This window comes from Qipengyuania sp. BR81-2 (genome assembly GCF_055693895.1).
In genome coordinates, this window is sequence record NZ_CM146344.1 from 122,178 (window position 1) to 147,782 (window position 25,605).

A 25,605-nucleotide genomic window follows, 5' to 3' on the forward strand; every position below is an offset into this window, starting at 1 on the left:
AACGAAAAGAGCCAGGAGAAAAAGGCCCGTATGGACACAATCGAACAGACACTCGACAAACTTCAGGCCGTCTACGACGCCGCCGTCAGCCGGCTGCGCGACGACGTCATCGCCTTCGGACGCAACCGCGACCTTCCGTCATCGGAACGGCGCAAGGACGGCAGCTATGCCTATCCCGAGCTGCGGATTCTCTTCCGCGGCGGTGTGATGCCCGATGGATCGAGCCGCGCCTTCGGGCGCCTGAACACGCCGGGCCTCTATTCGACCACCGTCACCAAACCGAGCCTGTTCCGCGACTACCTGCGCGAGCAGATCGAGCTGATCGAGAGCAATTACGAGGTCGAGATCGAAGTCGGCTCCTCGCGTCAGGAAATCCCCTTCCCCTACGTGCTCGACGGCCAGGCCGGCGCAGAGCTGGCCGGCATCGATCCCAACGAGATCGCGCGCCACTTCCCGTCGACCGACCTTGCCGATATTGGTGACGAGCTGGCCGACGGTATCGAGCTGGAAACCCCCGACGATCCGATCCCGCTTTCGCTGTTCGACGGCCTGCGCACCGACTTCAGCCTCGCGCGTCTCGCGCACTATACCGGCACGGACGTCCAGCATTTCCAGCGCTTCATCTTGTTTACGAACTATCACCGCTATGTCGATGAATTCGTTGACTGGGCAGGCTCGCAGCTCGGAAGCAATGGTTTCACCGCGCTTGCCGGTGCCGGCGGCCTGCTGCTGACCGAGACGACCGACAATGCGCGCGGCCAGCTATCCGATACGGCGTGGCGTCGCCACCAGATGCCGGCTTACCATCTCGTCGGTGAAGGACGCAGCGGCATCACGTTGGTCAACATCGGCGTCGGCCCGTCGAACGCGAAGACGATTTGCGACCACCTCGCCGTCCTCCGCCCCGAAGCATGGCTGATGATCGGCCACTGCGGCGGCCTTCGCCCGAGCCAGAAGATCGGCGACTACGTGCTCGCCCATGCGTACCTGCGCGACGACCACGTGCTCGACCCCGTCCTTCCGCCCGAAATCCCCCTCCCCGCCATTGCCGAGGTCCAGCAGGCGCTTGCAGGGGCGGCAGAGGCCGTCTCGGGCGAACACGGAAGCGACCTGAAAAAGCGGATGCGCACCGGCACCGTGGTCACCACCGACGATCGCAACTGGGAACTTCGCTATACCCAGTCGGCCAAGCGTCTAAGCCTCAGCCGCGCCGTCGGCATCGACATGGAAAGCGCCACCATCGCTGCACAGGGTTACCGCTTCCGCGTTCCCTACGGCACGCTGCTGTGCGTTTCGGACAAGCCGCTGCACGGTGAGATCAAGCTGCCCGGGCAGGCCAACAAGTTCTACGAGGAAGCCATCGCTGCCCACTTGCAGATCGGCGTTACCGCCTGCGACTTGCTGAGGCAGGAAGGCCCCAAGCTCCACAGCCGCAAGCTACGCGCTTTCAACGAGCCTCCGTTCAGGTAACCGGTTCGGCGCCCCGTCTCCTGTGCCAGAAATACCAGCTAGCCAAGATGATGACACCCAGTATCGGTTCGAAATACTTTAATAGGAACGCCGCGATGCCCGTCCCGCCGGACAAGGCAACTGCCGTAGTGTCCCCGGACTCGGGGAAGGCGCCGAGGATAGAAGTGTTGAAGATCACCGTGAAATCCCAGAGGGCATGAATGACGACAGCCGGCCAAGCCGAGTTCGCGCGCAAGGTAAGCGCCCCGTAGAGCAGACCAGAGAGCCCGGCGTGAATGACCTGCTGGGTCGTGCCGCCAAAACTCTGGCCGTTGACCCAGTTTACGTAATGCATCGCCCCAAATAGCACGGATGACGCCAGTACCGCGGTGACCGGTCCGAAACGGCGCTCGAACCCGTGCAGGACGATGCCTCGGAATAGCACTTCCTCGAAAATCCCGACGCAAATGGCTAGTAAGGCGAAGCCCTGTAACAGACCCGTGGACCAGAGGATCTGGAAAGCTTCAGGGTTTGCGAAGGCTCGCGAAACGCCCACCGACAGGATCAGCGCGATTATCGCAGCAGGGAACAGCGCAACGAGGCTTCCACCTAGTAGCGGGCGCGAGAATACACGGGCCGACTTCCCCCATCCTACCAATACGACAAGCACCAACGCGCTAAGCGCCAGCCACAGTTCTTCCAAACGTTGATTTGTGGGAGCAACATTGGGCTGCATCTGGGAATTGTGGCCAAAGGCGGTGCCGCTTCCCAACGCAGGCCAAGCAAGGATCATGAAGTAGATTGTTGCCGCGAGCAGGCTGCATCCGACCGGGTATCTGGCGAAGATGTTTGGTAGGAGCCACCTTCGCTGGTCATTACCGTCTGCTTCAGCTGTCACACCCGAACCCTTCTTTGCTTTCATCGGCTCAAAGCTGCTGGCGCGAGGCGCGTGGGGCAGCGATCCTCATGCAACTGCGGTTGCCTCGATCTCGATCATCAGGTCCGGATCGTAAAGGGCTTTCACGCCCAGCAAGGTGCTGCAGACCTGCGCCCCTGCCCCGACATGGAATTTCACGATGTGCTCGGCCTTTTCCATGAATTGCGGCACGTCGGTGGTGTAAAAGTTCAAGCGCACGAGATTGCTCGCATCCAGTCCGGCTGATGCGAGAGCATCGATCAGGTTCCCCCAGGCCGCCTCGTATTGGGCGACGAGATCTCCGGGATGCATCGCATTTCCGTCAGCATCGGAGGCTGTCTGGCCCGACAGGTAGAGCGTACGTTCCCCGCCCCTTACCTCGACGGCATGGTTCAATCCGAAATGGGTGAGCCATTCGGTTGGATTGTGCGTTTCTCTCTCCACTTTTACCTCCTGTAAGGCGACCGCTAACCCTTCCCCTTGGTCTTCGTCTTCCCGACCTTCGCATTGGCAGCCATGTAATCGATGATCATTCCGGCGATGTCCTTGCCGGTCGCCTTTTCGATCCCTTCGAGGCCGGGCGATGAGTTCACCTCCATGATGACGGGACCGTGATTGCTGCGCAGCATGTCGACGCCGCATACGTTCAGCCCCATGTGCTTGGCCGCGCGCACCGCAGTGGAGCGTTCCTCCGGCGTGATCTTGATCAGCTGGGCGCTGCCGCCGCGGTGGAGGTTGCTGCGGAAATCGTCAGCCGCGCCGGTCCGCTTCATCGCCGCGACGACCTTGCCGCCCACCACGAGGGCGCGGATGTCCGTGCCGCCCGCTTCCTTGATGAATTCCTGCACGAGGATGTTCACATTGGCGCCGCGGAAGGCCTCGATCACCGACTTGGCCGAAGACATGGTTTCGGCAAGCACCACGCCGATGCCTTGCGTGCCTTCGAGCAGCTTAATGACCACAGGAGGGCCTTTAACGGCCTTGATAATCTCTTCGGCCTGCTTGGGATCGTTGGCATAAGCCGTCAGCGGCAGGCCGAGACCATGCTTGGCGAGGATCTGCATGCTGCGCAGCTTGTCGCGGCTGCGCCCGATGGCGACGCTCTCGTTCAGCGGCCAGCAGCCGCGCATTTCGAACTGGCGCAGGATGGCGAGGCCGTAATTGGTGATTGAGGCACCGATACGCGGAATGACCGCGTCATAGCCGACACACGGCTCGCCATTGTAATAGACTTCGGGCCGGTGGCTCGCGATGTGTACGGTGCAACGGGTGGTATTGAGGATGTCGAGCTGATGCCCGCGCTCTTCCGCCGCCTCTGTCAGACGCTTGTGCGAATAGAGATTCGGGTTGCGGGCAAGCATGGCGATTTTCATGGTTTGTGGCCTTTCTTGACCTTCATTTCCGGCGTTTGCAGCCAGGAATATCCTGAATCCACGACAAAGCGGCGACGCAGCGAGGAGCGGCCGATCAGCATGGGGAATTTCATATCGCTCCGGTCGGCGAGGCTGACTTCGGCGCGGAATTCGACATCGCCGATCTTCAGCGGCGTCTTGATGACATAGCGGTACTGGGTCTCGCCGTTCGAGCTGGTGATGCCGCGCACGTCGACATGCACCGCCTCGCAGACCTGGCGGACATGCTGCTGTTCGAAATCGACTGCGAAGCGGACGTATTTCTCGCCGTCACGCTCGAATTCCTCGATCACCTCACCGTGCAGCGACGAAGTCCGAGCGCCAGTGTCGATCTTGGCGGGAATGGCGTGAAGGCCGAGCTCGGGCAGGTGGACAAGCTCGCGCCAGCCAACGACCGGTAGTATTTTCGGTGGTTTACTCATTCGATGATCGCGATCCCGTCGCCCCCGCCCTTGCCCGGCAGGCGCCGCAGCACTTCGCCGGTCTCGAAATCCACCTCGGCGATGGTGTCGTTGCGTGTCTCGGCAACGTAGATCCGCTCGCCATCGGGCGACCAGAGGATCGTCACCTGCGTCATTGCTTCGGCTTGCTCGGGGCTGGAAACCGCAATCGAACGGACTGCCTTGCGTGTCGGAATGTCGATCACGGTCAGGCCGCCATCCATCAGGTCCGACGTGACGGCGAAATCACCCTGCGGACGCATGGCGATGCGCAGGGGAAAGCGACCTGTGTCGACCTCGCGCCACACATCGAGCGTCATCGGGTCGAGCATGAAAGCCTTATCCGATCCACGCGCCGTCACCCAAAGCATGCCACCGTCGATGGACAGCGCGATGCCCTCGGGTTCGTCGCCGACCTCGACCGAAACCGGCTCGCTGGGTGACTTCAGGTCGATCCGCGTGACGGTCCTTGACCCAAGATCGGTAGTCCACGCATGCAGGCCTTGGGGCGACACGGCCAGCATATGGGTGCCGCGCTGACCGGTTTCATACTTCAGTGTCCGCTGAACGTGAGCCCGGTGAGAACCATCAGGAAGTGGGTTGATGATATGATAGACAGCTTGGTGCCCTTCTGCCGTGCTGTAGAGACTGCCATTCGGGTGCCAAACAATGCCATGTGGTCTGGCGCCTTCACCCAAATTGATACTGGTCACCTTCTGCAAGTCGCTCGTGCGGAAGATGTCGACCGTGGTCCCGCCATAGCAGGCCAGCGCGACGTGCTTGTCGTCCGGAGAGGTCGCCAGCTCGTGCGGGTTGGCACAGCTGTCGACCCGCAAAACTTCCTCGCCGGTCGCAAGATCGACCTTCGCGAGCGTGTTGCCGAATTTGCCCGCTACGAAGAGCGCACCCGAGACTTCGCTTTCGCTCAGTGCAGGGGTCGGTTCGTCGGAAACAGGGGCGCAGGCCGCCAGCAGCGGTAGCGCCAGCCAGCCTGCGCGAGCGATCATCACCAGCCCTGCTCCATGCCTTCGTTCTGCTCGTCGAGCCATGCCTTGAGCGGCGCGAAGTACTCGGCCATCGCCATGCCGCTCATCTGGCGCTCACCTGTGAAGGCCTCGAGCGCGTCCGGCCAGGGCTTGCTGGCACCCATTTCGAGCATGGCATTGAGGTTCTTGCCGACTTCCTCGTTCCCGTAGAACGAGCAGCGGTGAAGCGGCCCTTCCCAGCCGGCCTGGTCGCAGGCGGCTTTGTAGAACTGGAACTGCAGGATGCGCGCGAGGAAGTAGCGCGTGTACGGAACGTTACCCGGAATGTGGTACTTCGCGCCCGCATCGAACTGGCTTTCGTCACGCGCGACCGGCGGGGTGATGCCCTGGTATTCGAGGCGCAGGTCGTTCCAGCCGGCATTGAGGCCGTCAGCCGGGATCGACCCGTCGAACAGGCCCCAGCGATAGCGGTCGACCATGAGGCCGAAGGGCAGGAAGGCGATCTTGTCCATCGCCTGGCGCAGCAGCAGGCCGATATCCTTGTCGGCGCTCGGCACTTGATCGGGATCGAGCATGTCGATCTGGACGAGATATTCGGGCGTGATCGACAGCGCGATCATATCGCCGATGGCTTCGTGGAAGCCGTCGTTCGCGCCGTTGAGATGCAGGTAGTCCTGCTGGTTGTAGGCGCGCTGGTAGTAGTTGTGACCAAGCTCGTGGTGGATGGTGATGAAGTCATCCGCATTGCGCTTGATGCACATCTTGATGCGCAGGTCGTCGACATTGTCCACGTCCCATGCGCTGGCATGGCAGACCACTTCGCGGTCGGCCGGCTTGGTGAACTGGCTGCGCTCCCAGAAGGTCTCGGGCAGAGGCGCGAAACCCAGCGAGGAGAAGAAGTCCTCGCCAACGCGGACCATCTGCTTTTCGTCGTAACCCTTCTGCTCGATCAGTTCGGTGAGGTCATAGCCGATGTCACCAGCCCCTTCGGGCGCGACGAGCGGATAGATATTGCCCCATTCCTGCGCCCACATATTGCCGAGCAGGTCCGCACGGATCGGGCCGTTCGCAGGCTGCACGTCGTCGCCGTACTTCTCGTTGAGCTTGCCGCGGACATAGGTGTGCAGCGCCATGTAGAGCGGCTTCACTTCCTGCCACATCCGCTCGGTCTCGGCGGCGAATTGGTCGGGGTCCATGTCGTAGTTCGAACGCCACATCGCGCCGAGGTCGTCGAACCCGAGCTCCTGCGCGCCTTCGTTCGCGATGGCAATCATGCGCAGGTAGTCGGTGCGCATCGGGGCGCCGACATTGTTGTGCCAGCTCGTCCACATCTCGGCCTTCTGTTCCGGCGTCAGGTCGAGATCGCCCATCGCCGCCTCGATGTCCGAGCCGTTGATTTCCTCGCCATCAAGCGTCCCGCGGCCCTGCCCGTATTGCGAACCGAGATCGGTCGAGATGCTGGCGAGTTCGGCTGCCGCGCCATCACGCACCGGGGCGGGCATGACGATCGAATTGCGGAGCATGTCGAGCTTGCGCGAAACTTCGGGGTCGAGGCCCGGCACGCGGGCATATTCAGCGGCCTTGTTGGCGTACGTCACCGATTTCTCGGTTGCCTCTGCACCGTATTTCGCTGCGAGCATGTTGCTGTCGTGCACGATGTAGGTCGAATTGAGCCACAGCACCCGGCCGTATTCTACCGAGAAGTCGAACATGTCCTTCTCGACCATCGCCACCCAGTCGGCAGCGCCCTTCGGCGTCATCGGATAGGGATCCTCTGCAGCCACGGGTGCGGCAGGCGTGCTCGCCACGCGCTGGGTGTTTGCCGGCGAACAGGCAGCCAGCGAAACGGCGAGCGCGGACAGGGCGACAGTGGCAAGTTTCATCGTATTTCCTCTTCCCGAAAGGGGTTGTTCTGCAACGTAAGCCGATTGCACCTGCAGCGGTGCTTAATCAAGCGGAACGGCGCTGCCGCCACTCACCGAGCAACGCAGCGAGGATAGCAAGCGTGGCGGTAATCCAGCTCGCGACCTTGATGGGCCGCACGGTGGCAGCAAGGCCGGCTAGGCCATCATCGCCGTCGAAGCTGATGAGCTGGATGAACTGCGAGATGGTCTCGGCATAGTCGGTCGCCAAGAAGACGATCCCGGAAATCAGGGCGGCGCTGCCGCAATGACGCAACCAACCGCTTGCTTCGCGCCGGAAATATCGCCCGCCCAGCACGCATCCGACACCGTAAACACCGATGAAGACGAGGTCGCCCGCCATCGCGATTGCCGCCTGGTTCCAGAGCCCCGCAGAGCGCCACGCAGCCTGTATCCGGTCAACCTCAGTGGCGGTGCCTGCAGCCTGGTGATCGAGAATTCCGCCGGGCACCTCGGTGAGCACGAGCGGCATGCCCAATGCGATGACGATGGCGAAGAAGACCAGCCCGCCGACCCAGAACCACAGGAAGGCGCGGCGCAGCGTCATTTATGCGCCGCCAGCCACTCGGCGATGGCATTGCCGAGGTCAGGCTTGGTTACGCTGCCCATATGCGTGCCGGGCACCTCAACGAAATCCGCTCCCGCAATCGCTGTAGCCAGTTCGGCGGCGGAGCCGTTGTCACGATCCTCGTCGCCGCAAACCACCAGTGTCGGCATGGTAATGTTGGCGAGCATCGAAAGATCGAGATCGGGCATCGTGTCGAGCAGCAGCCGCGCCGCAACCCGGTCGACGCCCTGTGACTTCAGGAACTGCATCGAGAAATAGGCCGGATCGCCGCGCGGGATCGTGTCGAACTCGTCGATCACGCGCTTGAAATAGGCCGACCGCTTGGCCCATTCGCCGAGCCCTGCCGTGCCCATGCCGCCGATCACGAGATGGGCTGGCTCGAGAACGCCGTGAGCAACAGCGTGAAGCGAGGTCCGCGCACCCAGCGAGAACCCGCCAAGGTCGTAATCGTCGAGCGCGAGATGCTCGACCAGTGCCGCAACATCGCGCACCAGCACGTTTTGCGGATAGGCCTCCGGCTCGCGAGGCGCTTCGCTTTCGCCGTGGACGCGAAAGTCCAGCATCAGCACCTCGAACCCCTCGCGAGCGATGCGCTCGGCATGGCCGAACTTGATCCAGTTCATTTGCGCACTGGAGAACAGGCCATGGAGCAGCACGAAGGGCCGCCCCTCACCGACCCGATGGAGGGCAAGGCGCGTACCGTCGAAGCTGTCGAAATGTTCGGTTTCCATATCAGTTCATGCCCACGACAATGTCTTCAGCCGTGTCTTCGCTGCCCTCGCCGAGCTCATCAACAGTCCTGGCTGGAAGTGCGACGGGCCGTTTGCTCACAATGGACATCATCTGCAAGTCGACGATCCAGAATTCCGCCCGGTCATTCTCCGGCCATGCAATCAATGTCATCGTGGAGTTATCGATGAGGCGCGGAGAATCGACGAAGCGCAATCGTCTTGCCAAGGTGCGCTGTTCGAGGTCGGAAAAGCGCCCGATGTGGAGATCGAGCATGCCATCGGAATAGTCCTGCTCGGTTCCCGTGAGGGCAATCCAGGCTGACTTCTCGCTTTCCGAAGGTGCTGCCAGCGCTTCCCAGCAGAGTACAAGTTGGTCGGAATCTTCCGCCAGAATCATGCGCGATTTGCCCGTTCGCCTGTCCGTAAGGGAGATATTCCGCGCTTCGATCTCCAAACGCTCCTGAAGTTCGGAATTGGTCCGATAAAGCACTGCTCCGCCGCCGGTCGTCTCGAATTCCTCACCCTCGATGCCGTTATCGGGCGCTTTTGCACCATAGGGGGTGCGCACATCGCTCTCTTCCTCCCACGCCTGCATTTGGCGATACTCCCAGAGGAAGGTGATGAGTAAAAACGCGAGTATCAGGAAAATGCCGACTGCATTGATCCTACCGAGATACTTGAAAAACCTGTCGGTCGTCATTCGGGCATGCAGCCGCTGCTGTCCGTCCATCGCTTGACCAGCTGCTCGCTTTCGTCAGCCCGCTTTTGCGGCAGGTGCGAGGTATCGATCCAAGCCTCGTGCATGCGCTCGACACCGAAATGCCACTGCGGCTCGAGACCGTAGGGATCGTCGAGCGTGCCGATCGCAAGATCCATGTCTTCGCCATCGTCGAAGGCGAAGCCCAGCGGCGTTCCGCATTCCTTGCAGAAGGGACGCTTGGCGAAGGTCGAGCTCGCGTACCATTCGGGCTCGGATTCCCAGTGCAAGTCAGCCTTGGGCAGGCTCATGAAGGCGATCGAAACGCCGCCGGTGGCACGCTGGCACATGCGGCAATGGCATAGGTAGGCGCCGTCGGGATGATAGGTAGCCGTATAGCGGATGCGTCCGCACTGGCACCCTCCCCCTGCGTCCTTTTACCTGTCATCGCTTGGCAAGCCCCCTTGCTCCATGCGCCACTTAGCCATTTCGATGCGGTCCTGCCCGAAAAAGGGCTCGCCGTCGAATACCAATGTGGGCACGCCCCAGTGCCCGGCCTTCTCAAGTGCATCTTGGTTGGCCGCGATCTCCGCGTCGAGCGCTTCACCCTCGCTCTGGACTTCGGCAATGATCTCCTCGACGCCGAGGCCCGCTGCCTCGATCGCGCGCTCGAGATGGCCGCCCTCGTGCCAGTTTTCCTGGCCACCCCAGATCATGCGGCCCGCCTCATGTGCAAAGACGAGACCCGCACCGCGCCGTGCGGCGGCCTGCCCCATGCGCGTGACGCGGCGGATATAAGGCTGGTCCTCCGCAATCTGGCGCGTCGCCATGTCCTGGATGATCGGATCGGGCTTTGGTGTGCCGAAAGGTATTCCATGGAAAGCCGCCACGCGGATCATGTCGCGCATGGTGTAGCCGAGCCAGTTGGGATGGTTGCGCTCGAAGAAGTCGGGCTGGCGTATCGCGAGCGGGTAAACCGGCCTCAGCGCGATATTGAGGTCGTATTCCTCCGTCATCGCGCGATAGCGGCCCACCGAGAGATAGCTGTAGGGCGAACGGAAGCTGAAATAGAGCTCTGCGGTCAGGGTCATGGACCGCGCTTATACATTCGATGCCGCTTAACGGAAGAAGCAGCTCATTCCCGCCTGAAGCGCGGTGATGTCGTCACCCTCGCTGAAGCCACGGATCGTACCGTATTGGCTGGTCGTAAACTCGAATTCTCCGGGAAGTGTAGAATCGATTTCACGGACCTGGAATTCCCGTTTCAGATCAGACAGTTTCGTAACCCCCGGCTGCACCCCGTCGACTGTCATGACATCGCCAGTTTCGCGCAGGAACCAGCCGACGAACCTGTCGTCCTGAAACGCGACCTGAAGCGGGCCGACGCCGCTGAATTCCATGGGGCCAGCGCCGCATTCCTCGTTCGAGCTTCTCTCGGGCACCGTCTCGAACGCGATCTCAAGCAGTTTGTCCGCGGATTCCCTCGAACCTCCGAAACTGGCGACGGCCATGCCATCGCCGTAACGCTTCTGCAGGCCGTTTTCGCCGACCACCAGAGTAGCGGTCTCCCAGACATCATTGGTATCTGCTGCGGGTTCTTCGGTCTCTTCCAAAGAACCGCAAGCTGCCAGTGCGAATGGCAGGACAAAGAGAAGTACCTTCCTGATCATCCCTTCTTAAGACACTCGCGGCCAAGCAGTTCCGCAATCTGCACAGCATTGAGCGCAGCACCCTTGCGAAGGTTGTCCGATACACACCAAAGCGCGATGCCATTGTCGACCGTCGGATCGTCGCGCACGCGGCTGATGTAGGTAGCGCTGTCGCCCGCGCTCTCGACCGGGGTGACGTATCCCTCGTCCTCGCGCTTGTCGATCAGCATGATACCCGGCGCTTCGCGCAGGATTTCCTGCGCCTGCTCAGCCGAAAGCTCGTTTTCGAATTCGATATTTACGCTTTCCGAATGGCCGACGAAGACCGGCACGCGCACGCAGGTGGCGTTGAGCTTGATCTTGGGGTCGAGGATCTTCTTGGTCTCGACCACCATCTTCCACTCTTCCTTGGTCGAGCCGTCGTCCATGAACACGTCGATGTGCGGGATGACGTTAAAGGCGATCTGCTTGGTGAACTTCACCGGCTCGATCGGGTCACCGACGAAGATCGCGCGGCTCTGCTGGAACAGCTCGTCCATGCCCGCCTTGCCCGCGCCGGAAACCGACTGGTAGGTCGAGACGACGACGCGCTTGATGGTTGCCGCATCGTGCAGCGGCTTCAATGCCACCACCAGCTGCGCGGTCGAGCAGTTGGGGTTCGCGATGATGTTGCGCTTCTTGTAATCGTGGATCGCGTCAGGGTTCACCTCGGGTACGATCAGCGGCACATCGGGGTCCATGCGGTAGAGCGAGCTGTTGTCGATCACCACGCAGCCGGCCGCGGCCGCCTTTGGCGCATATTCCTTTGCCGGACCGCTACCTGCGGCGAACAGGGCGATGTCCCAGCCGGACCAGTCGAAATGCTCGATGTTCTTGCACTTAAGCATCTTGCCGGTGTCGCCGAATTCGACCTCGGTGCCGTGCGAGCGGCTGGATGCCACTGCTGCCACCTCGTCGCAGGGAAACTCGCGCTCGGCGAGGACCTGCATCATTTCGCGACCGACATTCCCGGTCGCGCCGACTACGGCAACACGATAACCCAATGTGCATCTCCAAATTCTTGTGCCGCGTGCAAATGGGCGCAGCCTTGCCTGCGTGCAAGCAAAATGGGAATGACCGCGCACAAGGGAGGCTTGGCATGAAACTGTCGGAATGGCGCGATAGGACTGAATTCTTCGAATTCGAGGGGCTGCGCATTGCCTATTGGCGTGGTGGCGAGGGAAAGCCGCTGCTGCTGGTGCACGGCTTCCCGACAAGCGCCTGGGACTGGGAGCCGGTCTGGCAGACCCTTTCCGCTCGGCACAGCCTGATAGCCTGCGACATGATTGGCTTCGGTCTCTCCGACAAGCCGCGTTCGGGATACTCAATCCACCGGCAAGCCGACATGCATGAAGCCCTGCTTGCCCATTTGGGAGTCACCGATTTCGATACGCTCGTGCACGACTATGGCGTGAGCGTGGGGCAGGAATTGCTGGCGCGCCAGCTCGACGGGTCGGGCAGCACCGGGCTGGGCAAGATGGTCTTCCTCAACGGCGGCATCTTCCCTTCGCAGCATCGCCCGCGCCCGATCCAGAAGCTGGGCGTTTCACCATTGGGATTTCTCGTCGGCCTGCTGATGAACCGGAAGGGCTTCGGCAAGAGCTTCTCAGAAGTCTTCGGGCCCGACACGCAGCCGAGCGAGCAGGAGCTCGATGACTTCTGGTCTCTGATTGCCGAGAAGGACGGCAACCGCATTACGCACAAGCTGCTGCACTACATCGGCGACCGGCGCGAGCACGAGGCACGCTGGGTCGGCGCCCTGAAACATGCGCAGGGCCGTATCGGCCTGATCAACGGCGCGCTCGATCCGGTTTCGGGCGAGCACGCCTATCGCGAATGGCGACGCGTGGTGCCCGAAGCGCGGCACCACCTGCTCCCGGACGTCGGGCACTATCCGCAGGTCGAGGCGCCCGACCGCGTGGCGGCCAAGGTGCTCGAGTGGTTGGGCTAGGCCTTATTCGGGCGGCGTTACACCGTGGCTTTCGAGGAAGCGGAACACGGTGTTGTAGCGATGCGGCGAAATCTGCTCGCCCGACACACGGTGCGTGTAGCCGGGATAGAGCATCATTTCGAACGGCACATTGGTCTCCTGCATCACCGAGATGATCTCGGTCGCATTCTCGAACACTACGTTGTCGTCTGCCATGCCGTGGATCAGGAGCAGCGGATCGACGATCTTGGTCGCTTCGGGAATGGCTGATGCTGTCTCGTAAGCTTCTGCATCATCCTGCGGCGTGCCCATGTAGCGTTCGGTATAGTGGGTGTCGTAAAGCTCCCACTTGGTCACCGGCGCACCCGAAATACCGGCAGCGTAGAGCCCCGGATCGGCCTGCAACTGCTTCAGCGTCATGTACCCGCCATAGGACCAGCCATCGATCGCGATCTTGTCCGGATCGACGAATTCGAGCGTCTTGAGGTATTCGGCGCCGGTCTTCTGGTCGCGCACCTCGACACCGCCCATGGCGCGGTAGAGTGGCTGTTCGAAAGCCACGCCGCGATTGGCACTGCCGCGATTGTCGAGCGCGAACCAGATGTAGCCCTTGTCGACGATCGCCTGGCGCAGCGCGCCGTTCCAGCCCTTGTTGACGATCTGCGGACCCGGTCCGCTGTAGTGGTAATAATAGACCGGATATTTCTTGCCCGGCTCCATCTCGGGCGTGAGCATCTCCCAGTAGAGCGGCGTGCCGTCTTCTGCGGGAATGGTGCCGTATTTCGTCGGGCGGTGGCTGGCGAGGAACGGCGCGTAAGGATGGTTACCGTCGAGCGCGTTCTCTTCGATCCACGCAAGACGCTTGCCGGTCGCATCGGCTATGTAGCTCTGCGACGGCGTATCGTCGTTCGAGCGGGAGATGAGCAGCGTCTGCCCCTTCCCGTCCATGCTGGCCGAATGGGTATAGGCCGGGTCGGTCAGTAGTTTGGCCTCGCCGGGGTTGGCCAGGTCGAGCGAATAGACATGCTGTGCGAGCACGTCGTCCCTCGTGCCCTGGAAGAAGATGCGTCCCGCCTGTTGATCTACACCGACCAGCTTGGTCACGACCCATTCGCCGCTGGTCAGCTGGGTCCAGTCGCCATCGGCAAAGCGGTATAGGTGGCCATAGCCGTCGCGCTCCGACCACCAGATGAGGCTGCCGTCGTCGAGCCACTTGTAGTCGTAGCCGAGGTTGATCCAGTAATCCTCGACCGCCGCTTTCTCGGTAAAGAGCACTTCGCTCTCGCCCGTCGCAGGATCGACCTTGAGGATATCGAGGACGGTCTGCTCGCGGTTCTGGCGCTGCACGTAGAGCGCGCTGCCATCGGGCGCCCAGTCGACACGGGCGAGATAGATGTCGGTCTCTTCGCCGAGGTTCACCTTCACGCGGTTCTGGCCGTTCGGATCCATCACGAACAGCTCGACCACGGCATTGGCGCTTCCGGCCACCGGATAGCGCTGGTCGAAGACCCGCGTGCCGGTTGCACCGATCGCCGCACGGGTGACGATGCCGACCATGCTTTCATCGAAGCGCTGGACAGCGATCCGGCTGTCGTCCGGGGCCCACCAATAGCCGGTGAGACGCGCCATTTCCTCTTGCGCAACGAATTCGGCCTCGCCCCAGCGAATGGCTTCGCCCTCTCTGGGCGTGATCGGGGCAGCCTCACCGCCGACCTCACCGACCCAGAGCTGACGGTCGCGCACGAAGGAGACGTACTTGCCCTTTTTCGACAGCGAGGGATTGAGCTCGCTTTCCTCGGTATCGGTCAACCGCACGACTTCGCCGCCAATCCGCGCGAGGTAGAGATCACCGTCGAGCGGGACGAGCACGCCGGTGCCATCGGATGTCCACTGGTAGGAGATAATGCCTTTGAGGCTGCCCACGCGCGCACGTTCACGCTGCATCTTTTCGTCTTCGGACAGCTCGCGGCCCGTGCCCAGCGCCTCGCTGTCGACCAGCATCGACCATTCGCTCGTCTCGCGATCGTATGCCCAGAGGTCATAACGCGAGAGGTCCTCTTCACGGTTGCGCAGCACGGTGAGATAGCGGCCATCAGGCGAAAGCTTCGCTTGGCGCGGGCTCGGTCCGTCGAGGTCGGGCGATGCGAAAACGCGCTCGAAGGTGAGGTCCATGGCGGCAGTCTCCTGCGAATTTGCGTGATGGTCTGCCATGGCCGGCGAGACGAGGCTGGTACCGAGCGCGAGTGCAGCGGCGAGGCGAAGCGACTTCATGTTCTCTCCCGAAAATCGTATCGCCGCCTCCTCGCAATGCCTCGCCCCGATTGCAAGACGGAGCGTGGCCGCAGAAGTTTTTATGCCTAATTTCGGGTTAAGTGCGCTTCCTTAAATCCTCTTAAGAAGCGGCTGCCAGAACAGGTCTTGTCAACGGGAGGCCCTTTCCGGCTCACAGGCTTCCCCGAGGCATCAAGAGCGGGCCAATTCCGGCCCTATCATGATCCCCACGTGACAAGGGCGGCGTTTTCAGGAACGCCGCCCTTATTTCGTTCTGGGCTTGCTTCCAGATATTCGAAACGCTGAATCGAAAAGGGCGGCCCGTGAGGACCGCCCTTCGTTTGTTCGCTGTTGCGAGAAGCTTACGCCCCGAAAATCAGGACTTCGGCGCGTTGTCGCGGCGTTCCGCGATACGCGCGCGCTTGCCGGTGCGGCCGCGCAGGTAGTAAAGCTTCGCACGACGCACGATACCGCGGCGGACCACGGTGATGCTGTCGACGATCGGCGAATACAGCGGGAACACACGCTCCACGCCTTCACCGAACGAAAGCTTGCGGACGGTGAAGTTGCTGCCCATGCCGCGGTTCGAGCGGGCAATGACAACGCCTTCGAAATTCTGAATACGCTCGCGGTTGCCTTCCTTGACCTTCACGCCGACACGAACGGTGTCGCCGGCACGAAATTCCGGAACGTCCTTACCGAGGTTCTCGATAGCTTCCGCTTCGAGCTGCTGAATGAGGTTCATCGAACCAATTCCCTAATCTTTTCGCCGCGCGCCAGAGGCAGACTGGTCCCGATCGCCACTATAGCGATCCCAAAGGTCCGGCCTGCGTAACCGAGTGTCTTCCTCGCTTCTTGCCTTGCGCCAAGCAGCGATCTTCGCATGATCCCCCGATCGCAGCACTTCAGGGATCGTGCGCCCTTCCCATTCCTGAGGTCGGGTGTATTGCGGATATTCGATGAGCCCGTTCTCGTAGGACTCCTCGACTCCGCTATCGGGCGCGCCCATTACTCCGGGAAGCAGCCGAATGCAAGCATCGAGTGTGGCAAGCGCGGCAGTCTCTCCGCCCGACAGGACGATATCGGCCAGGCTGACCTCTTCGATCTGCGGATAGTGCTCGAAAATCCGCTCGTCGAAGCCCTCGAAGCGCCCGCACAGAATGGCGACGCCGGGCCCGGCCGCGATCTCGCGAATGCGCGCCTGGCTGATGGGCTTGCCGCGCGGGGTCATGGCCAGGATCGGCCTGCCCTCGCCCACGCTTTCGATAGCCGGGCCCAGCACATCGGCCTTGAGCACCATGCCCGCCCCGCCACCAGCAGGCGTATCATCGACCGTACGATGCTTGTCAGTGGCGAAATCGCGGATCTGGACGATCTCGCACGACCAGTCCCCCCGCTCGAGCGCCTTGCCCGCAAGCGACACGCCCAGCGGCCCGGGAAACATCTCGGGGTAAAGGGTGAGGATGGTGGCGGCGAAGGTCATAGCTCAGAAAATACTTCCGAACGTTCCGCAACTTTCCTGCGTCGATCATCAATAAGACCAACTGCAGCAATTATGAGCCCGCTAATCGTCACGATGAGGGAGAGAGCATTGGACGACAAAATTACGAAAGGAATCTCAACGAGTAATTCAAAAAGAGGCCGCTCTGAGGACCAGAGAAAATACAGGAATATCGTCCAAAAAACCATTGGGAAGAGGACCGCGAGAACAATTCGGAACGCCAAGTTTAACTGAGTAGCGAAGTGGTTCAATAGGACTCCGGCGATCACACCTGGCAGTACATATCCCAGCCCCGGGAGAAGCCAATCAATCGGATTCGACGACAACGGCGCCGGATCCTCGTGCGCCAATGCTTGTGCTTCCACGCCGAAGAAGCAAAGGATGAAAATCAGCTTCTTCATTGCCAGCTGACCCCATTTTTCGACCCTGTATCGACGCTAAGCGTGAACACATCGGGCCGCGAGTAATGGCCGTCCGTATCGAGGCTGGCCAATCCCTGCCCGATCTCGCCGAGCTCTAACTCAGCAAACAGCGTCTCCTCACCCTCACCAGCCTGCGTCACGATCCGCGCATCGGGTGCGATAATCATCGAGCCGCCGCGATTGAGCGCCTCGCCCTTGATCGCCTCGATCAATTCCTTCGCCGCTGCATCACCCCCGGCACGCTCCAGTCCGTCGAAAAGATCGTCCCTCGCCTGAACCAGCCCAGCCGCCAGCACGAAGCAGCGGCCCTCCATCGCGTAGTGCCGCGAGGCGAGCGCGTATTCTTCGCGCACGGTGGGCCAGCAGGCGACGTGGACGCTCTCGCCGAGGTTGTGCATCGCTGCGCGCGCCAATGGCATCCAATGCTCCCAGCAGATAAGCGAGCCAACCTTGCCCCACTCCGCCTGATGCACGCCCAGCGTCGAGCCGTCGCCGCGCATCCAGATGAGGCGCTCGCCATGCGTGGGCACCAGCTTGCGGTGGTCCAGCACCGGCAGGCCGGGCCGGAAGGTCAGCTGGTTGTTGTAGAGGCTTTGCCGCACCCGCTCATGCGCGCCGATACTGATGACCGCGCCGCTCTCGTCGGCGAGCTCCTGCAGGGGCAGCAACCGCTCGTCATTCGCCACCACTGCCTGTTCGAGCATGATGCGATGCAGCGCCTTTGTGCCCGGATGGTCCCACAGCGCCGCGCCGGGCGCCTCGTCGAGCCACAGCGGATAACCGCCGAGGAACGTCTCTCCGAACGCCACCATCTGCGCCCCGCCCTCGATCGCTTCGCGGGCAAGGCGGACAGCCTTCTCGATCCCGTCGCCGATGGCGAGAGGAATGGGGGCAGCCTGGACGATGGCGACTTTCAAAGTGCTCATGGGCCCAAGCGGTTAGCGCGGGCAGGGCCGCTTGGCTATCCCGCTGGCGCTCAGCGTGCGGAAAGCTTCTTCCGGTCTTTGCCTTGCGTGGGAATGACCTTGCCGACCGCGCTCGATGTGATGATGCCGAGGATCAGCAGTCCCCCGGCAGAAAACAGGTCCATGCTGTCGAGCGTAGTGCTGGGGCCGCCCTCCAGCCGCATTGCGAGCAAGACGGCCAGCGGCGATGAGCCGGCAAACAAGTGGCGCATGCGCGGCCCGATGGAAGGCGAGACCTTGGCGATCATGGCGCTCATACCTGCGCTCATCGCGGCATATGATCCCATCAGGAAGGCTGCATCTAACATGGTTTCTTGTCCCTCGGCTGGCTTCGGCAATGTCCCGCGACCATGCGCGAAGGCCTGCATGAATTCCAGCGGCGTTCTATACGGGTAATACAGCGCTCTGCAAGCGGCTTCGGCACACTTGCGCGCCGCGCGCGTATGGTTGGCATGAAACCGGACGACTGCATCATCGTGGGCGCAGGCCCGGCAGGCCTGACCGCCGCGATCTACCTCGCGCGCTATCACCTCGACATCCGCCTGTTCGACTGCGGTACCAGCCGCGCCAGCTGGATCCCTAAGAGCCACAACCACGCGGGCTTTCCCGACGGTATCAACGGCAACGAACTGCTCGAACGCATGCGCGAACAGGCAGCGAAATACGGGGCGATGCGCGAGCCGAAGCGGGTGACCGACCTCGCCAAGCCCGACGAATCCTTCACCGTCACCTGCGACGAGGAGACATTTCGTGCTCGCACGGTCCTGCTGGCAACCGGCGTGGTCAATAACCGGCCCCAGGGCATCGAGGAGCAGCTCCACGATGAAGCCATGTCGCGCGGTCTCATCCGCTATTGCCCGGTCTGCGACGGCTACGAGGTGACCGACAGGAAGGTCGCGGTGATCGGCACCGGCGACCACGGCACCGCCGAGGCGCAGTTCATCCGCACCTTTACCGATGACATCACGCTGGTCTCGCCCGAGGGCGCGCATGAGCTGTCGGAGCAATGCAGCAAGGCGCTCGACGATGCGGGGATCGCCTGTGTCCAGGGGCCGTGCGGTGGCTTCGCCATCGACGGAGACCGGATCGCGTTCGACACCGCCGAGGGTCGGATGGCGTTCGATTCCATGTATCCCGCGCTCGGGTCGGTTGTTCGCTCGGGCCTTGCGAGGAAATGCGGCGCCGAGGTCAGCGATGGCGACTGTATCGAGGTCGACGACCATTACGAGACCAGCGTCCCGGGCCTTTTCGCGGCAGGCGACGTGGTGGTCGGGCTCGACCAGATCAGCGCGGCGATGGGCCAGGCCGGGATCGCCTCGACGACGATCCGCAACCGGCTCGCCGAGAAGATGCCGCTGCGTCGCTAGTCGACGAAATCGGCGTTTAGGGTCAGCTTCTCGGCATCCCAGCCGGGAACCGCCTGCTCGGTCAGCGGGACCATGAATTTCTTGCCGTCGGGCTTTTCGATCTCGACGATCTCGGTCGCGCCGAAGTTCTCGACTGCGCAGACACGGCCGACCTCGTCACCGGCATCGGTAACGACTGGCAGGCCCAGCAGGTCGGAATAGTAGAATTCGCCCTCTTCGAGCGCGGGAAGCGCGCTGCGGGGGACGGTCAGCACGGTGCCGCGCATGGCCTCGGCTGCATTGCGGTCGGCGACTTCGGCAAAGCGCGCGATGGCGCCGCCCTTGTTGTCGCTGCGGACCTTGGAGAGCGTCAGCGCACCCTCATTGAAGCTCTTGTGCGGCTTCAGGGCTTCGAAACCCTCGCCGAACAACTTCAGACGGACTTCGCCCGCCACGCCATGTGCACCGGTGACGGCGGCCAGCGTGACGGGCTTGTCCTGCATCGAAGCGATTACTCGCTCTTTGCTTCTTCAGCGATTTCCGCAGCTTCGGCTGCAGCGCCTTCTTCAGCTGCAGCTTCCTCTGCGGGAGCTTCTTCAGCAGCTGCTTCTTCAGCCGGAGCTTCGGCTTCGGCCTTGGCTTCTTCTTCAGCAGCCTTGGCAGCTTCTTCAGCTTCAGCGGCCTTGGCAGCCTTCTCTTCAGCGCGTTCCTTGGCGGCTTCGCCCGGCTCACCCTTCTTCGGGTTGTTCTTCGGTGCACGCTCGAGGATGCCGGCGGCATCGAGGAAGCGGTGGACGCGGTCCGACGGGGTCGCGCCGACCGACAGCCAGTGACGTGCACGGTCTTCGTCGAGCTTCACGCGCTCGCCCGAATCCTTCGGGAGCATCGGGTTGTAGGTGCCGATCTGCTCAAGGTACTTGCCGTCACGCGGGCTGCGCGAGTCCGACACGACGATGCGGTAGTAAGGACGCTTCTTCGCGCCACCGCGCGAGAGACGAATTGCAACTGCCATTTTACTTCACCTTTCGAATGTAAATTTCTGTAAATTAAATTATTTCTTGTTCAACATGTCACGCAGGTCGGGCGGAAGCGTGTCCGGGTCGACCGAGGGGCCGTTCCCGCCGCTTCCAAGGCCCGGAAGGCCGCCCATCGGACCCGGTCCGCCCGGTCCGCCGAGGCCCGGCATTGCAGCGCCGAGGCCGCCCTTGCCGAACAGCGCGCCGAGACCCTTGAGACCGCCCATCTTCTTGATCTGCTTCATGGCCTTGGCCATTTCCTGATGCATCTTGAGCACCTTGTTCACGTCCTGGACCTGCGTGCCCGAACCGGCTGCCACGCGCTTCTTGCGCTTGGCGTTGAGCAGCTTGGGACGCTTGCGTTCCTTGGGCGTCATCGAACCGATGATCGCGTCCATGTGGACCAGGACCTTGTCGTCCATGCCCGAAGCCTGCATCGCGGCCTTGGCCTTCTTCATGCCCGGCATCATGCCTGCGAGCGCGCCGAGGCCGCCCATGTTCTGCATCTGCTTGAGCTGCATGCGCAGGTCGTCGAGGTCGAACTCGCCCTTCGCCATCTTCTTGGCGAGAGCTTCGGCCTCCTCTTCCTTGATCGTGGCGGCAGCCTTCTCGACGAGGCTGACGACATCGCCCATGCCGAGAATACGGCCGGCGACGCGCGAAGGATCGAAAGCTTCGATCGCATCGAGCTTTTCGCCCGTACCTGCGAACTTGACCGGCTTGCCGGTGACGTAGCGCATCGAGAGCGCCGCACCGCCGCGTGCATCGCCGTCCATCCGCGTGAGGACCACGCCGGTGAGCGGCACTTCGCCAGTGAAGCTCTGCGCGACGTTGACCGCGTCCTGGCCGGTCAGGCTGTCGACCACCAGCAGCACCTCGGTGGGTGCCGACACGGTGGAAATCGCCTTCATTTCGGCCATCAGCGCTTCGTCGACGTGGAGACGGCCCGCGGTGTCGAGCAGCAGCACGTCGGCAGCCTGCAGCTTAGCGGCTTCCATCGCGCGGCGCGCGATATCGACCGGCTGCTGGCCCGGGACGATCGGCAGGGTCGCAACATCGACCTGCTCGCCCAGCACCTTGAGCTGTTCCTGCGCGGCCGGACGATTGACGTCGAGCGAAGCCATCATCGACTTCTTGCCGTGCTTCTCCTTGAGGAGCTTGCCCAGCTTGGCAGTCGTGGTCGTCTTACCCGAGCCCTGCAGGCCGACCATCATGATGACGACCGGAGGCTTGGCGTTGAGGTTCAGTTCGCGCGGTTCGGCATCTTCGCCGGTGCCGCCGAGCATCTCGACGAGCTCGTCGTTGACGATCTTGACGACCTGCTGGCCGGGCGTGACCGACTTGAGGACTTCCGAACCGATCGCCTTTTCGGTCACCGCATCGATGAAGCGGCGGACGACGGGGAGAGCGACATCGGCTTCAAGGAGCGCGATGCGGACCTCGCGCATGGCCTCGCGCACGTCGCTTTCGGTCAGCGCGCCACGGCCCTTGAGCTTGTCAAAGACGTTTCCGAGCCGGTCGGACAGATTGTCGAACATGTCTGTTCTACTCCTTCCGAACCCGATCAGGTCCGAATAAACGCGAAAAACGCCGGCGGACGAGAACTCGTCGGCCAGCGTGGGGCGTACCCCTATGGAAACCCAAGTTTTATCCCGGGTGTGGTGGAAGCAAGCCGCAGCCGTCGCCACGGCCTGCTACCATCAAATCCGGGAAAATGGTGGAGCCTAGCGGGATCGAACCGCTGACCTCTACAATGCCATTGTAGCGCTCTCCCAGCTGAGCTAAGGCCCCGAGCCATTTTCAAACCGACGCATCCTGGGGGTGCGTCGCCCTTGCGGGAGGCGCCCAATATAAGGGGCCTCGCCGCAATGCAACAGCTAAATTAGCTTTCGTCCGCGTCGTCGTCGTCGCCCTTGGACTTGGTTTCGACCCCAAGGTCGTCGTCACCGCCAAGATCGACTTCATTGTCGGGGGAATCATCGTCTTCGTCGATGTCGATATCCAGATCGTCATCGTCGTCGCCGCCCAGATCGCTATCCGCCTCAGCGTCCTTCTTCTTCTTGGCTTCGTCCTCGGCGAGGATCGGCTGCTTGGACTTGAGCACGGGCTCGGGCGTCCACTCTTCACCGCATTCGATGCAGGTGACGGGATCGTCCTTGTTAAGATCGTAGAAGCGGGTGCCGCAGTTCGGGCAGGTCCGCTTGGTGCCCCATTCAGGTTTGACCATGTGTAATCCTTGGATGCTGGCCCCGCCGGACGGGCGAGGCTGGAATTCTCGAATAAAGATGGACTCCATCGCCCTAAAGTAAAGGGGGAGGAATCGATAGCGCGCGCGCCTTGCCAGAGTGCATGGGCGCTGTCAAAGCGCAGGCCATATATGGATACGCTTTCGTGACATCGCACCGATTTTCTTTCCGTGGCCCGCTGACCGGACGCATCCGCGTGCCGGGCGACAAGTCGATCAGCCATAGATCGCTCATGTTCGGCGCCCTGGCTGTAGGACGCAGCCGCATCTCGGGCCTCCTCGAAGGCGAAGACGTGCTCGCCACGGCCGCCGCGCTGCGGGAGATGGGCGCGAAGATCGAGAAGGACGGCGGCGACTGGGTGGTCGACGGCGTGGGTGTCGGCACGCTGCTCCAGCCGCAACGGGCGCTCGACATGGGCAATTCGGGTACCTCGACCCGCCTGCTCATGGGCCTTGTCGCGAGCCACGGCATCACCGCGACTTTCACGGGCGACGCCAGCCTGTCCAAACGCCCCATGGGACGCGTCATCGATCCCCTTTCGACGATGGGTGCGAGCTTCACCCCCTCCCCCGGCGGCACGCTGCCGCTGGTTATGCAGGGGCTGCAACCAGCCGTCCCGATCAGCTACCGCCTGCCCGTCGCATCGGCGCAAGTGAAGAGCGCGGTGCTGCTCGCCGGTCTCAACACCCCGGGCACCACAACGGTGATCGAGCCGGTGCCCACGCGCGACCATACCGAGCGCATGCTGCGCGGCTTCGGTGTAGACGTTGAGGTCCAAGAGCAGGATGGCGAGCGGATCATCGAACTCACCGGCCCCTGCGACCTGCAGCCATGTGACATCACTGTGCCGGGCGATCCCTCCTCGGCAGCATTCTTCTCGGTTGCCGCGAGCATAGTTCCGGGGAGCGACCTGGTAATTGAGAATGTCGGCCTCAACCCGACGCGCGACGGCATCTTCCGGGTACTCAGGCAGATGGGCGCCAGTATCGACTATCTCGACGAGCGCGAAGTCGGCGGAGAGCCGGTTGCAGACCTTCGCGTGCGCCACGCACAGCTCAAGGGCATCGAGGTCGATCCCGCCATCGCGCCGAGCATGATCGACGAGTTTCCCGTGCTCTTCGTCGCTGCTGCGCTTGCGGAAGGTACGACCGTCACGACCGGCCTCGAGGAATTGCGCGTGAAGGAAAGCGACCGCCTCTCCGCGATGGCGGCCGCGCTCAAGCTGGCTGGTGCCGATATCGAAGAACGTGACGACGGCCTCGAAATTCGCGGCAACGGAGGCAAGGCCCTGCGCGGTGGCGGCCCTGTCACCACTCACCTCGATCACCGTATCGCGATGAGCATGGCCGTCGCAGGCCTTGCCAGCGAGGTGGGCGTGGAAGTCGACAGCACCGAACCGATCGCAACCAGCTTCCCGAACTTCACCACCCTGCTTGCCGAGGCCGCCTCGTGACCGGTCTCGACTGGGCAAGCATGGTCGGGTTCGTCGGCACGGCCTGCATTATCGGCGCCTACGCCTACCTGACATATAAGGACGAACCGAATCCCTTCATCCTGCATGGCACCAACCTCACCGGCGCGGCGCTGCTCACAGTCTCGCTACTGGTTCATACAAACTGGCCGAGCCTGGTCCTCGAAGGCTTCTGGGCAGCGATTGCCATCTGGGGCTTGGCGAAGGCACTGAAAAGCCGCAGGGAGCGCACATGATCATCGCCGTCGACGGACCGACCGCCTCGGGAAAAGGTACCATTGCCAAGGCGCTGGCCGAGCAGTTTGGGCTGCCGCATCTCGATACGGGGCTCCTCTATCGCGCGGTCGGATATCAATGTGCGCGTGACGGCGGCGAGCCCAACTCGCTCGCTGATGCGCTTGCTGCCTGCGCGTTCGATGACAGCCTGCTCGACAATCCGGAACTACGCACCGAAGAGGTCGGCGGGCTGGCAAGCCAGGTATCGGTTCATCCCGCAGTGCGGCAGGCGCTCTTCGAGCGGCAACGGGCCTTCGCAACGCAGGAAGGCGGCGCGGTCCTCGACGGACGAGACATCGGTACGGTCATCGCTCCAGAGGCCGACGCCAAGCTCTTCATCACTGCAAGCGTCGAGGCGCGGGCGCAGCGCCGATTTCTCGAAATGCGCGGGCGAGGCGTCAAAGTGACACTCATGGAGATCGAGGACGACCTGCGCCGCCGCGACGAACGCGACCGCAATCGCGAGGTCGCACCGCTTGTACCTGCAGCAGATGCGATGGTCATCGACACCAGCTCATTGAGCAAGGAAGAGGCGATCGAGGCCGCCATCGAGGCAGTGAAACAGGCGCAATAGAGCTGCCGTCCGGTCGGCCTTGCCAATCTTGCAGCAAAGGCCCAGAACACTACCGTTTCCAGCTTGGTCGCCAATAGGTCGCGCTCGGGTCGCTGCATGACAGCGAAACGCACGATGCGACAGCGCAGGCTGCGCTTCTCTGTCCATCACGAGGAGAGAAGCAATGAAGAAGACCCTTATACTTGCCGCCCTGATCGGACTGGCCGCCACTCCGGCTCAGGCCGAGCACTGGGACGTGATCGGATCGAAGCTGAAGGATGGATGCTCGATGGGCACCTACATGGCCATCGTGAAAGACTTCAACGAGTGGGGTAAGGCCCACGGGTACAAGGCGACAATTCTGACGCCGATTCAGGATCGCGATCTCGAGACCTTCTGGTGGATCGGCAGGACCAAGGATGCTGCGACGTTCGGAGCGGCATGGGACGCATGGCGCGATGCAATGGCCGACCCAAATTCGACGGAGGCAAAATTGCAGGCGCGGTTCGACAAGTGCTCGGTTGATAATTCGCGTAGCGGATACGACGCCTGGTAGGCGGCGAACGATCCGAAAAAGCGGGCGCGCCCGAAGTGCCATTTCCCTTGCTTTCCTGCGGGGTTTGGCCTAGGCGCGCGCCCGTTCACCAAATCCCCCGGATCTCGATGGACCTTCGCGGCGGCATCCGGCCTCGCGGAGATCACGGCCCTCTTGCCCCGTACGGCCCGTGCAATGGTGCGCAGGCAGACGGAGAAAGACCCCGGGAAAACCGGTGGCCGGTAGCAAACGTTAAGTCAGGAC

The 25,605-nt window shown here is 62.2% G+C and carries 30 protein-coding genes and 1 tRNA gene; 7 read left to right on the forward strand and 24 right to left on the reverse strand.

Features of this window, described 5'->3' with window-relative positions:
* Window positions 1–30 precede the first annotated feature (30 nt).
* Window positions 31–1,470, forward strand: a complete 1,440-nt coding sequence (locus ACZ1G8_RS00575) for an AMP nucleosidase (protein WP_472679930.1) — start codon at window positions 31–33, stop codon at window positions 1,468–1,470.
* On the opposite strand, the gene ACZ1G8_RS00580 is transcribed toward ACZ1G8_RS00575, so the two are convergent.
* From ACZ1G8_RS00580 to ACZ1G8_RS00640, 13 genes are all read right to left on the reverse strand, one after another.
* Window positions 1,463–2,371, reverse strand: a complete 909-nt coding sequence (locus ACZ1G8_RS00580) for a lysostaphin resistance A-like protein (RefSeq protein WP_472679931.1) — start codon at window positions 2,369–2,371, stop codon at window positions 1,463–1,465. The genes ACZ1G8_RS00575 and ACZ1G8_RS00580 overlap by 8 nt on opposite strands.
* A gap of 42 nt (window positions 2,372–2,413) precedes the next feature.
* Window positions 2,414–2,809 carry a RidA family protein gene (locus tag ACZ1G8_RS00585; protein WP_472679932.1) on the reverse strand — a complete coding sequence of 132 codons (396 nt, stop codon included), beginning with the start codon at window positions 2,807–2,809 and terminating at the stop codon, window positions 2,414–2,416.
* A 23-nt stretch (window positions 2,810–2,832) separates the two neighbouring features.
* Entirely contained in the window at window positions 2,833–3,738 is a 906-nt protein-coding gene (gene rimK, locus ACZ1G8_RS00590) for a 30S ribosomal protein S6--L-glutamate ligase (protein WP_472679933.1), read from the reverse strand.
* The gene (locus tag ACZ1G8_RS00595; protein ID WP_472679934.1) at window positions 3,735–4,199 is read right to left on the reverse strand and encodes an ATP-dependent zinc protease family protein; all 465 of its coding nucleotides are present in this window, start codon (window positions 4,197–4,199) and stop codon (window positions 3,735–3,737) included. The genes rimK and ACZ1G8_RS00595 overlap by 4 nt, the downstream gene beginning before the upstream one ends.
* A complete protein-coding gene (locus tag ACZ1G8_RS00600; RefSeq protein ID WP_472681272.1) occupies window positions 4,196–5,224 on the reverse strand; it encodes a YncE family protein in 1,029 nt (342 codons plus the stop codon). The genes ACZ1G8_RS00595 and ACZ1G8_RS00600 overlap by 4 nt, the downstream gene beginning before the upstream one ends.
* Window positions 5,224–7,086: a M2 family metallopeptidase gene (locus tag ACZ1G8_RS00605; protein WP_472679935.1), complete on the reverse strand. Its 1,863-nt coding sequence runs from the start codon at window positions 7,084–7,086 to the stop codon at window positions 5,224–5,226. Before ACZ1G8_RS00605 ends, ACZ1G8_RS00600 begins: the two co-directional genes overlap by 1 nt.
* A gap of 67 nt (window positions 7,087–7,153) precedes the next feature.
* Window positions 7,154–7,672 carry a hypothetical protein gene (locus ACZ1G8_RS00610; RefSeq protein WP_472679936.1) on the reverse strand — a complete coding sequence of 173 codons (519 nt, stop codon included), beginning with the start codon at window positions 7,670–7,672 and terminating at the stop codon, window positions 7,154–7,156.
* Window positions 7,669–8,424, reverse strand: a complete 756-nt coding sequence (locus tag ACZ1G8_RS00615) for an alpha/beta fold hydrolase (protein WP_472679937.1) — start codon at window positions 8,422–8,424, stop codon at window positions 7,669–7,671. The genes ACZ1G8_RS00610 and ACZ1G8_RS00615 overlap by 4 nt, the downstream gene beginning before the upstream one ends.
* A 1-nt stretch (window position 8,425) precedes the next feature.
* Window positions 8,426–9,124: a hypothetical protein gene (locus ACZ1G8_RS00620; RefSeq protein ID WP_472679938.1), complete on the reverse strand. Its 699-nt coding sequence runs from the start codon at window positions 9,122–9,124 to the stop codon at window positions 8,426–8,428.
* Window positions 9,121–9,525 (reverse strand): GFA family protein, encoded by a 405-nt coding sequence (locus tag ACZ1G8_RS00625; protein ID WP_472681273.1) that lies wholly within the window; start codon window positions 9,523–9,525, stop codon window positions 9,121–9,123. Before ACZ1G8_RS00625 ends, ACZ1G8_RS00620 begins: the two co-directional genes overlap by 4 nt.
* A 33-nt stretch (window positions 9,526–9,558) precedes the next feature.
* Window positions 9,559–10,212, reverse strand: a complete 654-nt coding sequence (locus ACZ1G8_RS00630; protein ID WP_472679939.1) for a DsbA family protein — start codon at window positions 10,210–10,212, stop codon at window positions 9,559–9,561.
* A 27-nt stretch (window positions 10,213–10,239) separates the two neighbouring features.
* A complete protein-coding gene (locus ACZ1G8_RS00635; protein WP_472679940.1) occupies window positions 10,240–10,791 on the reverse strand; it encodes a hypothetical protein in 552 nt (183 codons plus the stop codon).
* The gene (locus ACZ1G8_RS00640; protein WP_221425257.1) at window positions 10,788–11,813 is read right to left on the reverse strand and encodes an aspartate-semialdehyde dehydrogenase; all 1,026 of its coding nucleotides are present in this window, start codon (window positions 11,811–11,813) and stop codon (window positions 10,788–10,790) included. Before ACZ1G8_RS00640 ends, ACZ1G8_RS00635 begins: the two co-directional genes overlap by 4 nt.
* A 95-nt stretch (window positions 11,814–11,908) precedes the next feature.
* Here ACZ1G8_RS00640 and ACZ1G8_RS00645 point away from each other — a divergent pair, with 95 nt between their 5' ends.
* Window positions 11,909–12,760: an alpha/beta fold hydrolase gene (locus ACZ1G8_RS00645; RefSeq protein ID WP_472679941.1), complete on the forward strand. Its 852-nt coding sequence runs from the start codon at window positions 11,909–11,911 to the stop codon at window positions 12,758–12,760.
* Window positions 12,761–12,763: 3 nt separating this feature from the next.
* On the opposite strand, the gene ACZ1G8_RS00650 is transcribed toward ACZ1G8_RS00645, so the two are convergent.
* From ACZ1G8_RS00650 to ACZ1G8_RS00675, 6 genes are all read right to left on the reverse strand, one after another.
* Complete coding sequence (locus ACZ1G8_RS00650) at window positions 12,764–15,010, reverse strand: S9 family peptidase (RefSeq protein WP_472679942.1); 2,247 nt, start codon at window positions 15,008–15,010, stop codon at window positions 12,764–12,766.
* Window positions 15,011–15,386: 376 nt separating this feature from the next.
* Window positions 15,387–15,755, reverse strand: coding sequence for a 50S ribosomal protein L19 (gene rplS, locus ACZ1G8_RS00655; protein ID WP_472679943.1), 369 nt, complete (start codon window positions 15,753–15,755; stop codon window positions 15,387–15,389).
* Between the two features lie 12 nt (window positions 15,756–15,767).
* Window positions 15,768–16,493: a tRNA (guanosine(37)-N1)-methyltransferase TrmD gene (gene trmD / locus ACZ1G8_RS00660; protein WP_472679944.1), complete on the reverse strand. Its 726-nt coding sequence runs from the start codon at window positions 16,491–16,493 to the stop codon at window positions 15,768–15,770.
* Complete coding sequence (locus tag ACZ1G8_RS00665) at window positions 16,490–16,912, reverse strand: hypothetical protein (RefSeq protein WP_472679945.1); 423 nt, start codon at window positions 16,910–16,912, stop codon at window positions 16,490–16,492. The genes trmD and ACZ1G8_RS00665 overlap by 4 nt, the downstream gene beginning before the upstream one ends.
* Window positions 16,909–17,859, reverse strand: a complete 951-nt coding sequence (locus ACZ1G8_RS00670; RefSeq protein ID WP_472679946.1) for a carbon-nitrogen hydrolase family protein — start codon at window positions 17,857–17,859, stop codon at window positions 16,909–16,911. The genes ACZ1G8_RS00665 and ACZ1G8_RS00670 overlap by 4 nt, the downstream gene beginning before the upstream one ends.
* Window positions 17,860–17,909: 50 nt before the next feature.
* The gene (locus ACZ1G8_RS00675) at window positions 17,910–18,206 is read right to left on the reverse strand and encodes a hypothetical protein (protein WP_472679947.1); all 297 of its coding nucleotides are present in this window, start codon (window positions 18,204–18,206) and stop codon (window positions 17,910–17,912) included.
* A gap of 144 nt (window positions 18,207–18,350) precedes the next feature.
* On the opposite strand from ACZ1G8_RS00675, the gene ACZ1G8_RS00680 reads away from it, so the two are divergent.
* Entirely contained in the window at window positions 18,351–19,265 is a 915-nt protein-coding gene (locus ACZ1G8_RS00680; protein ID WP_472681274.1) for an NAD(P)/FAD-dependent oxidoreductase, read from the forward strand.
* Here the strand turns inward: ACZ1G8_RS00680 and rimM are convergent.
* The 5 genes from rimM to ACZ1G8_RS00705 all read right to left on the reverse strand — a co-directional run bounded on the left by rimM (window position 19,262) and on the right by ACZ1G8_RS00705 (window position 22,487).
* Window positions 19,262–19,747, reverse strand: a complete 486-nt coding sequence (rimM, locus tag ACZ1G8_RS00685) for a ribosome maturation factor RimM (RefSeq protein WP_472679948.1) — start codon at window positions 19,745–19,747, stop codon at window positions 19,262–19,264. The two genes, ACZ1G8_RS00680 and rimM, sit on opposite strands and share 4 nt — an antisense overlap.
* Before the next feature lie 8 nt (window positions 19,748–19,755).
* Window positions 19,756–20,256 (reverse strand): 30S ribosomal protein S16, encoded by a 501-nt coding sequence (rpsP, locus tag ACZ1G8_RS00690; protein ID WP_472679949.1) that lies wholly within the window; start codon window positions 20,254–20,256, stop codon window positions 19,756–19,758.
* Window positions 20,257–20,295: 39 nt separating this feature from the next.
* Complete coding sequence (gene ffh / locus ACZ1G8_RS00695; protein WP_472679950.1) at window positions 20,296–21,798, reverse strand: signal recognition particle protein; 1,503 nt, start codon at window positions 21,796–21,798, stop codon at window positions 20,296–20,298.
* Window positions 21,799–21,975: 177 nt separating this feature from the next.
* Window positions 21,976–22,051: transfer RNA gene (locus tag ACZ1G8_RS00700), tRNA-Ala, on the reverse strand.
* Window positions 22,052–22,142: 91 nt separating this feature from the next.
* On the reverse strand, window positions 22,143–22,487 hold the full coding sequence (locus ACZ1G8_RS00705; protein ID WP_472679951.1) for an FYDLN acid domain-containing protein: 345 nt from the start codon (window positions 22,485–22,487) through the stop codon (window positions 22,143–22,145).
* Between the two features lie 122 nt (window positions 22,488–22,609).
* On the opposite strand from ACZ1G8_RS00705, the gene aroA reads away from it, so the two are divergent.
* The 4 genes from aroA to ACZ1G8_RS00725 all read left to right on the forward strand — a co-directional run bounded on the left by aroA (window position 22,610) and on the right by ACZ1G8_RS00725 (window position 25,362).
* Window positions 22,610–23,959: a 3-phosphoshikimate 1-carboxyvinyltransferase gene (gene aroA / locus ACZ1G8_RS00710; protein WP_472679952.1), complete on the forward strand. Its 1,350-nt coding sequence runs from the start codon at window positions 22,610–22,612 to the stop codon at window positions 23,957–23,959.
* Between the two features lie 20 nt (window positions 23,960–23,979).
* Window positions 23,980–24,213, forward strand: a complete 234-nt coding sequence (locus ACZ1G8_RS00715) for a CBU_0592 family membrane protein (protein ID WP_221548272.1) — start codon at window positions 23,980–23,982, stop codon at window positions 24,211–24,213.
* On the forward strand, window positions 24,210–24,827 hold the full coding sequence (cmk, locus tag ACZ1G8_RS00720; protein WP_472679953.1) for a (d)CMP kinase: 618 nt from the start codon (window positions 24,210–24,212) through the stop codon (window positions 24,825–24,827). Before ACZ1G8_RS00715 ends, cmk begins: the two co-directional genes overlap by 4 nt.
* Before the next feature lie 163 nt (window positions 24,828–24,990).
* Window positions 24,991–25,362 carry a hypothetical protein gene (locus ACZ1G8_RS00725; protein ID WP_221428229.1) on the forward strand — a complete coding sequence of 124 codons (372 nt, stop codon included), beginning with the start codon at window positions 24,991–24,993 and terminating at the stop codon, window positions 25,360–25,362.
* Window positions 25,363–25,605: the final 243 nt, after the last annotated feature.

What these genes read in the sequence shown, in the direction of transcription:
- ACZ1G8_RS00575 (WP_472679930.1), top strand. Translation starts at nt 31, where the DNA reads ATGGACACAATCGAACAGACACTCGACAAACTTCAGGCCGTCTACGAC.
- ACZ1G8_RS00580 (WP_472679931.1), bottom strand. Translation starts at nt 2,371, where the DNA reads ATGAAAGCAAAGAAGGGTTCGGGTGTGACAGCTGAAGCAGACGGTAAT.
- rimK (WP_472679933.1), bottom strand. Translation starts at nt 3,738, where the DNA reads ATGAAAATCGCCATGCTTGCCCGCAACCCGAATCTCTATTCGCACAAG.
- ACZ1G8_RS00595 (WP_472679934.1), bottom strand. Translation starts at nt 4,199, where the DNA reads ATGAGTAAACCACCGAAAATACTACCGGTCGTTGGCTGGCGCGAGCTT.
- ACZ1G8_RS00600 (WP_472681272.1), bottom strand. Translation starts at nt 5,224, where the DNA reads ATGATCGCTCGCGCAGGCTGGCTGGCGCTACCGCTGCTGGCGGCCTGC.
- ACZ1G8_RS00605 (WP_472679935.1), bottom strand. Translation starts at nt 7,086, where the DNA reads ATGAAACTTGCCACTGTCGCCCTGTCCGCGCTCGCCGTTTCGCTGGCT.
- ACZ1G8_RS00610 (WP_472679936.1), bottom strand. Translation starts at nt 7,672, where the DNA reads ATGACGCTGCGCCGCGCCTTCCTGTGGTTCTGGGTCGGCGGGCTGGTC.
- ACZ1G8_RS00615 (WP_472679937.1), bottom strand. Translation starts at nt 8,424, where the DNA reads ATGGAAACCGAACATTTCGACAGCTTCGACGGTACGCGCCTTGCCCTC.
- ACZ1G8_RS00620 (WP_472679938.1), bottom strand. Translation starts at nt 9,124, where the DNA reads ATGACGACCGACAGGTTTTTCAAGTATCTCGGTAGGATCAATGCAGTC.
- ACZ1G8_RS00630 (WP_472679939.1), bottom strand. Translation starts at nt 10,212, where the DNA reads ATGACCCTGACCGCAGAGCTCTATTTCAGCTTCCGTTCGCCCTACAGC.
- ACZ1G8_RS00635 (WP_472679940.1), bottom strand. Translation starts at nt 10,791, where the DNA reads ATGATCAGGAAGGTACTTCTCTTTGTCCTGCCATTCGCACTGGCAGCT.
- ACZ1G8_RS00645 (WP_472679941.1), top strand. Translation starts at nt 11,909, where the DNA reads ATGAAACTGTCGGAATGGCGCGATAGGACTGAATTCTTCGAATTCGAG.
- ACZ1G8_RS00650 (WP_472679942.1), bottom strand. Translation starts at nt 15,010, where the DNA reads ATGAAGTCGCTTCGCCTCGCCGCTGCACTCGCGCTCGGTACCAGCCTC.
- rplS (WP_472679943.1), bottom strand. Translation starts at nt 15,755, where the DNA reads ATGAACCTCATTCAGCAGCTCGAAGCGGAAGCTATCGAGAACCTCGGT.
- trmD (WP_472679944.1), bottom strand. Translation starts at nt 16,493, where the DNA reads ATGACCTTCGCCGCCACCATCCTCACCCTTTACCCCGAGATGTTTCCC.
- ACZ1G8_RS00665 (WP_472679945.1), bottom strand. Translation starts at nt 16,912, where the DNA reads ATGAAGAAGCTGATTTTCATCCTTTGCTTCTTCGGCGTGGAAGCACAA.
- ACZ1G8_RS00670 (WP_472679946.1), bottom strand. Translation starts at nt 17,859, where the DNA reads ATGAGCACTTTGAAAGTCGCCATCGTCCAGGCTGCCCCCATTCCTCTC.
- ACZ1G8_RS00675 (WP_472679947.1), bottom strand. Translation starts at nt 18,206, where the DNA reads ATGTTAGATGCAGCCTTCCTGATGGGATCATATGCCGCGATGAGCGCA.
- ACZ1G8_RS00680 (WP_472681274.1), top strand. Translation starts at nt 18,351, where the DNA reads ATGAAACCGGACGACTGCATCATCGTGGGCGCAGGCCCGGCAGGCCTG.
- rimM (WP_472679948.1), bottom strand. Translation starts at nt 19,747, where the DNA reads ATGCAGGACAAGCCCGTCACGCTGGCCGCCGTCACCGGTGCACATGGC.
- rpsP (WP_472679949.1), bottom strand. Translation starts at nt 20,256, where the DNA reads ATGGCAGTTGCAATTCGTCTCTCGCGCGGTGGCGCGAAGAAGCGTCCT.
- ffh (WP_472679950.1), bottom strand. Translation starts at nt 21,798, where the DNA reads ATGTTCGACAATCTGTCCGACCGGCTCGGAAACGTCTTTGACAAGCTC.
- ACZ1G8_RS00705 (WP_472679951.1), bottom strand. Translation starts at nt 22,487, where the DNA reads ATGGTCAAACCTGAATGGGGCACCAAGCGGACCTGCCCGAACTGCGGC.
- aroA (WP_472679952.1), top strand. Translation starts at nt 22,610, where the DNA reads ATGGGCGCTGTCAAAGCGCAGGCCATATATGGATACGCTTTCGTGACA.
- ACZ1G8_RS00715 (WP_221548272.1), top strand. Translation starts at nt 23,980, where the DNA reads ATGGTCGGGTTCGTCGGCACGGCCTGCATTATCGGCGCCTACGCCTAC.
- cmk (WP_472679953.1), top strand. Translation starts at nt 24,210, where the DNA reads ATGATCATCGCCGTCGACGGACCGACCGCCTCGGGAAAAGGTACCATT.
- ACZ1G8_RS00725 (WP_221428229.1), top strand. Translation starts at nt 24,991, where the DNA reads ATGAAGAAGACCCTTATACTTGCCGCCCTGATCGGACTGGCCGCCACT.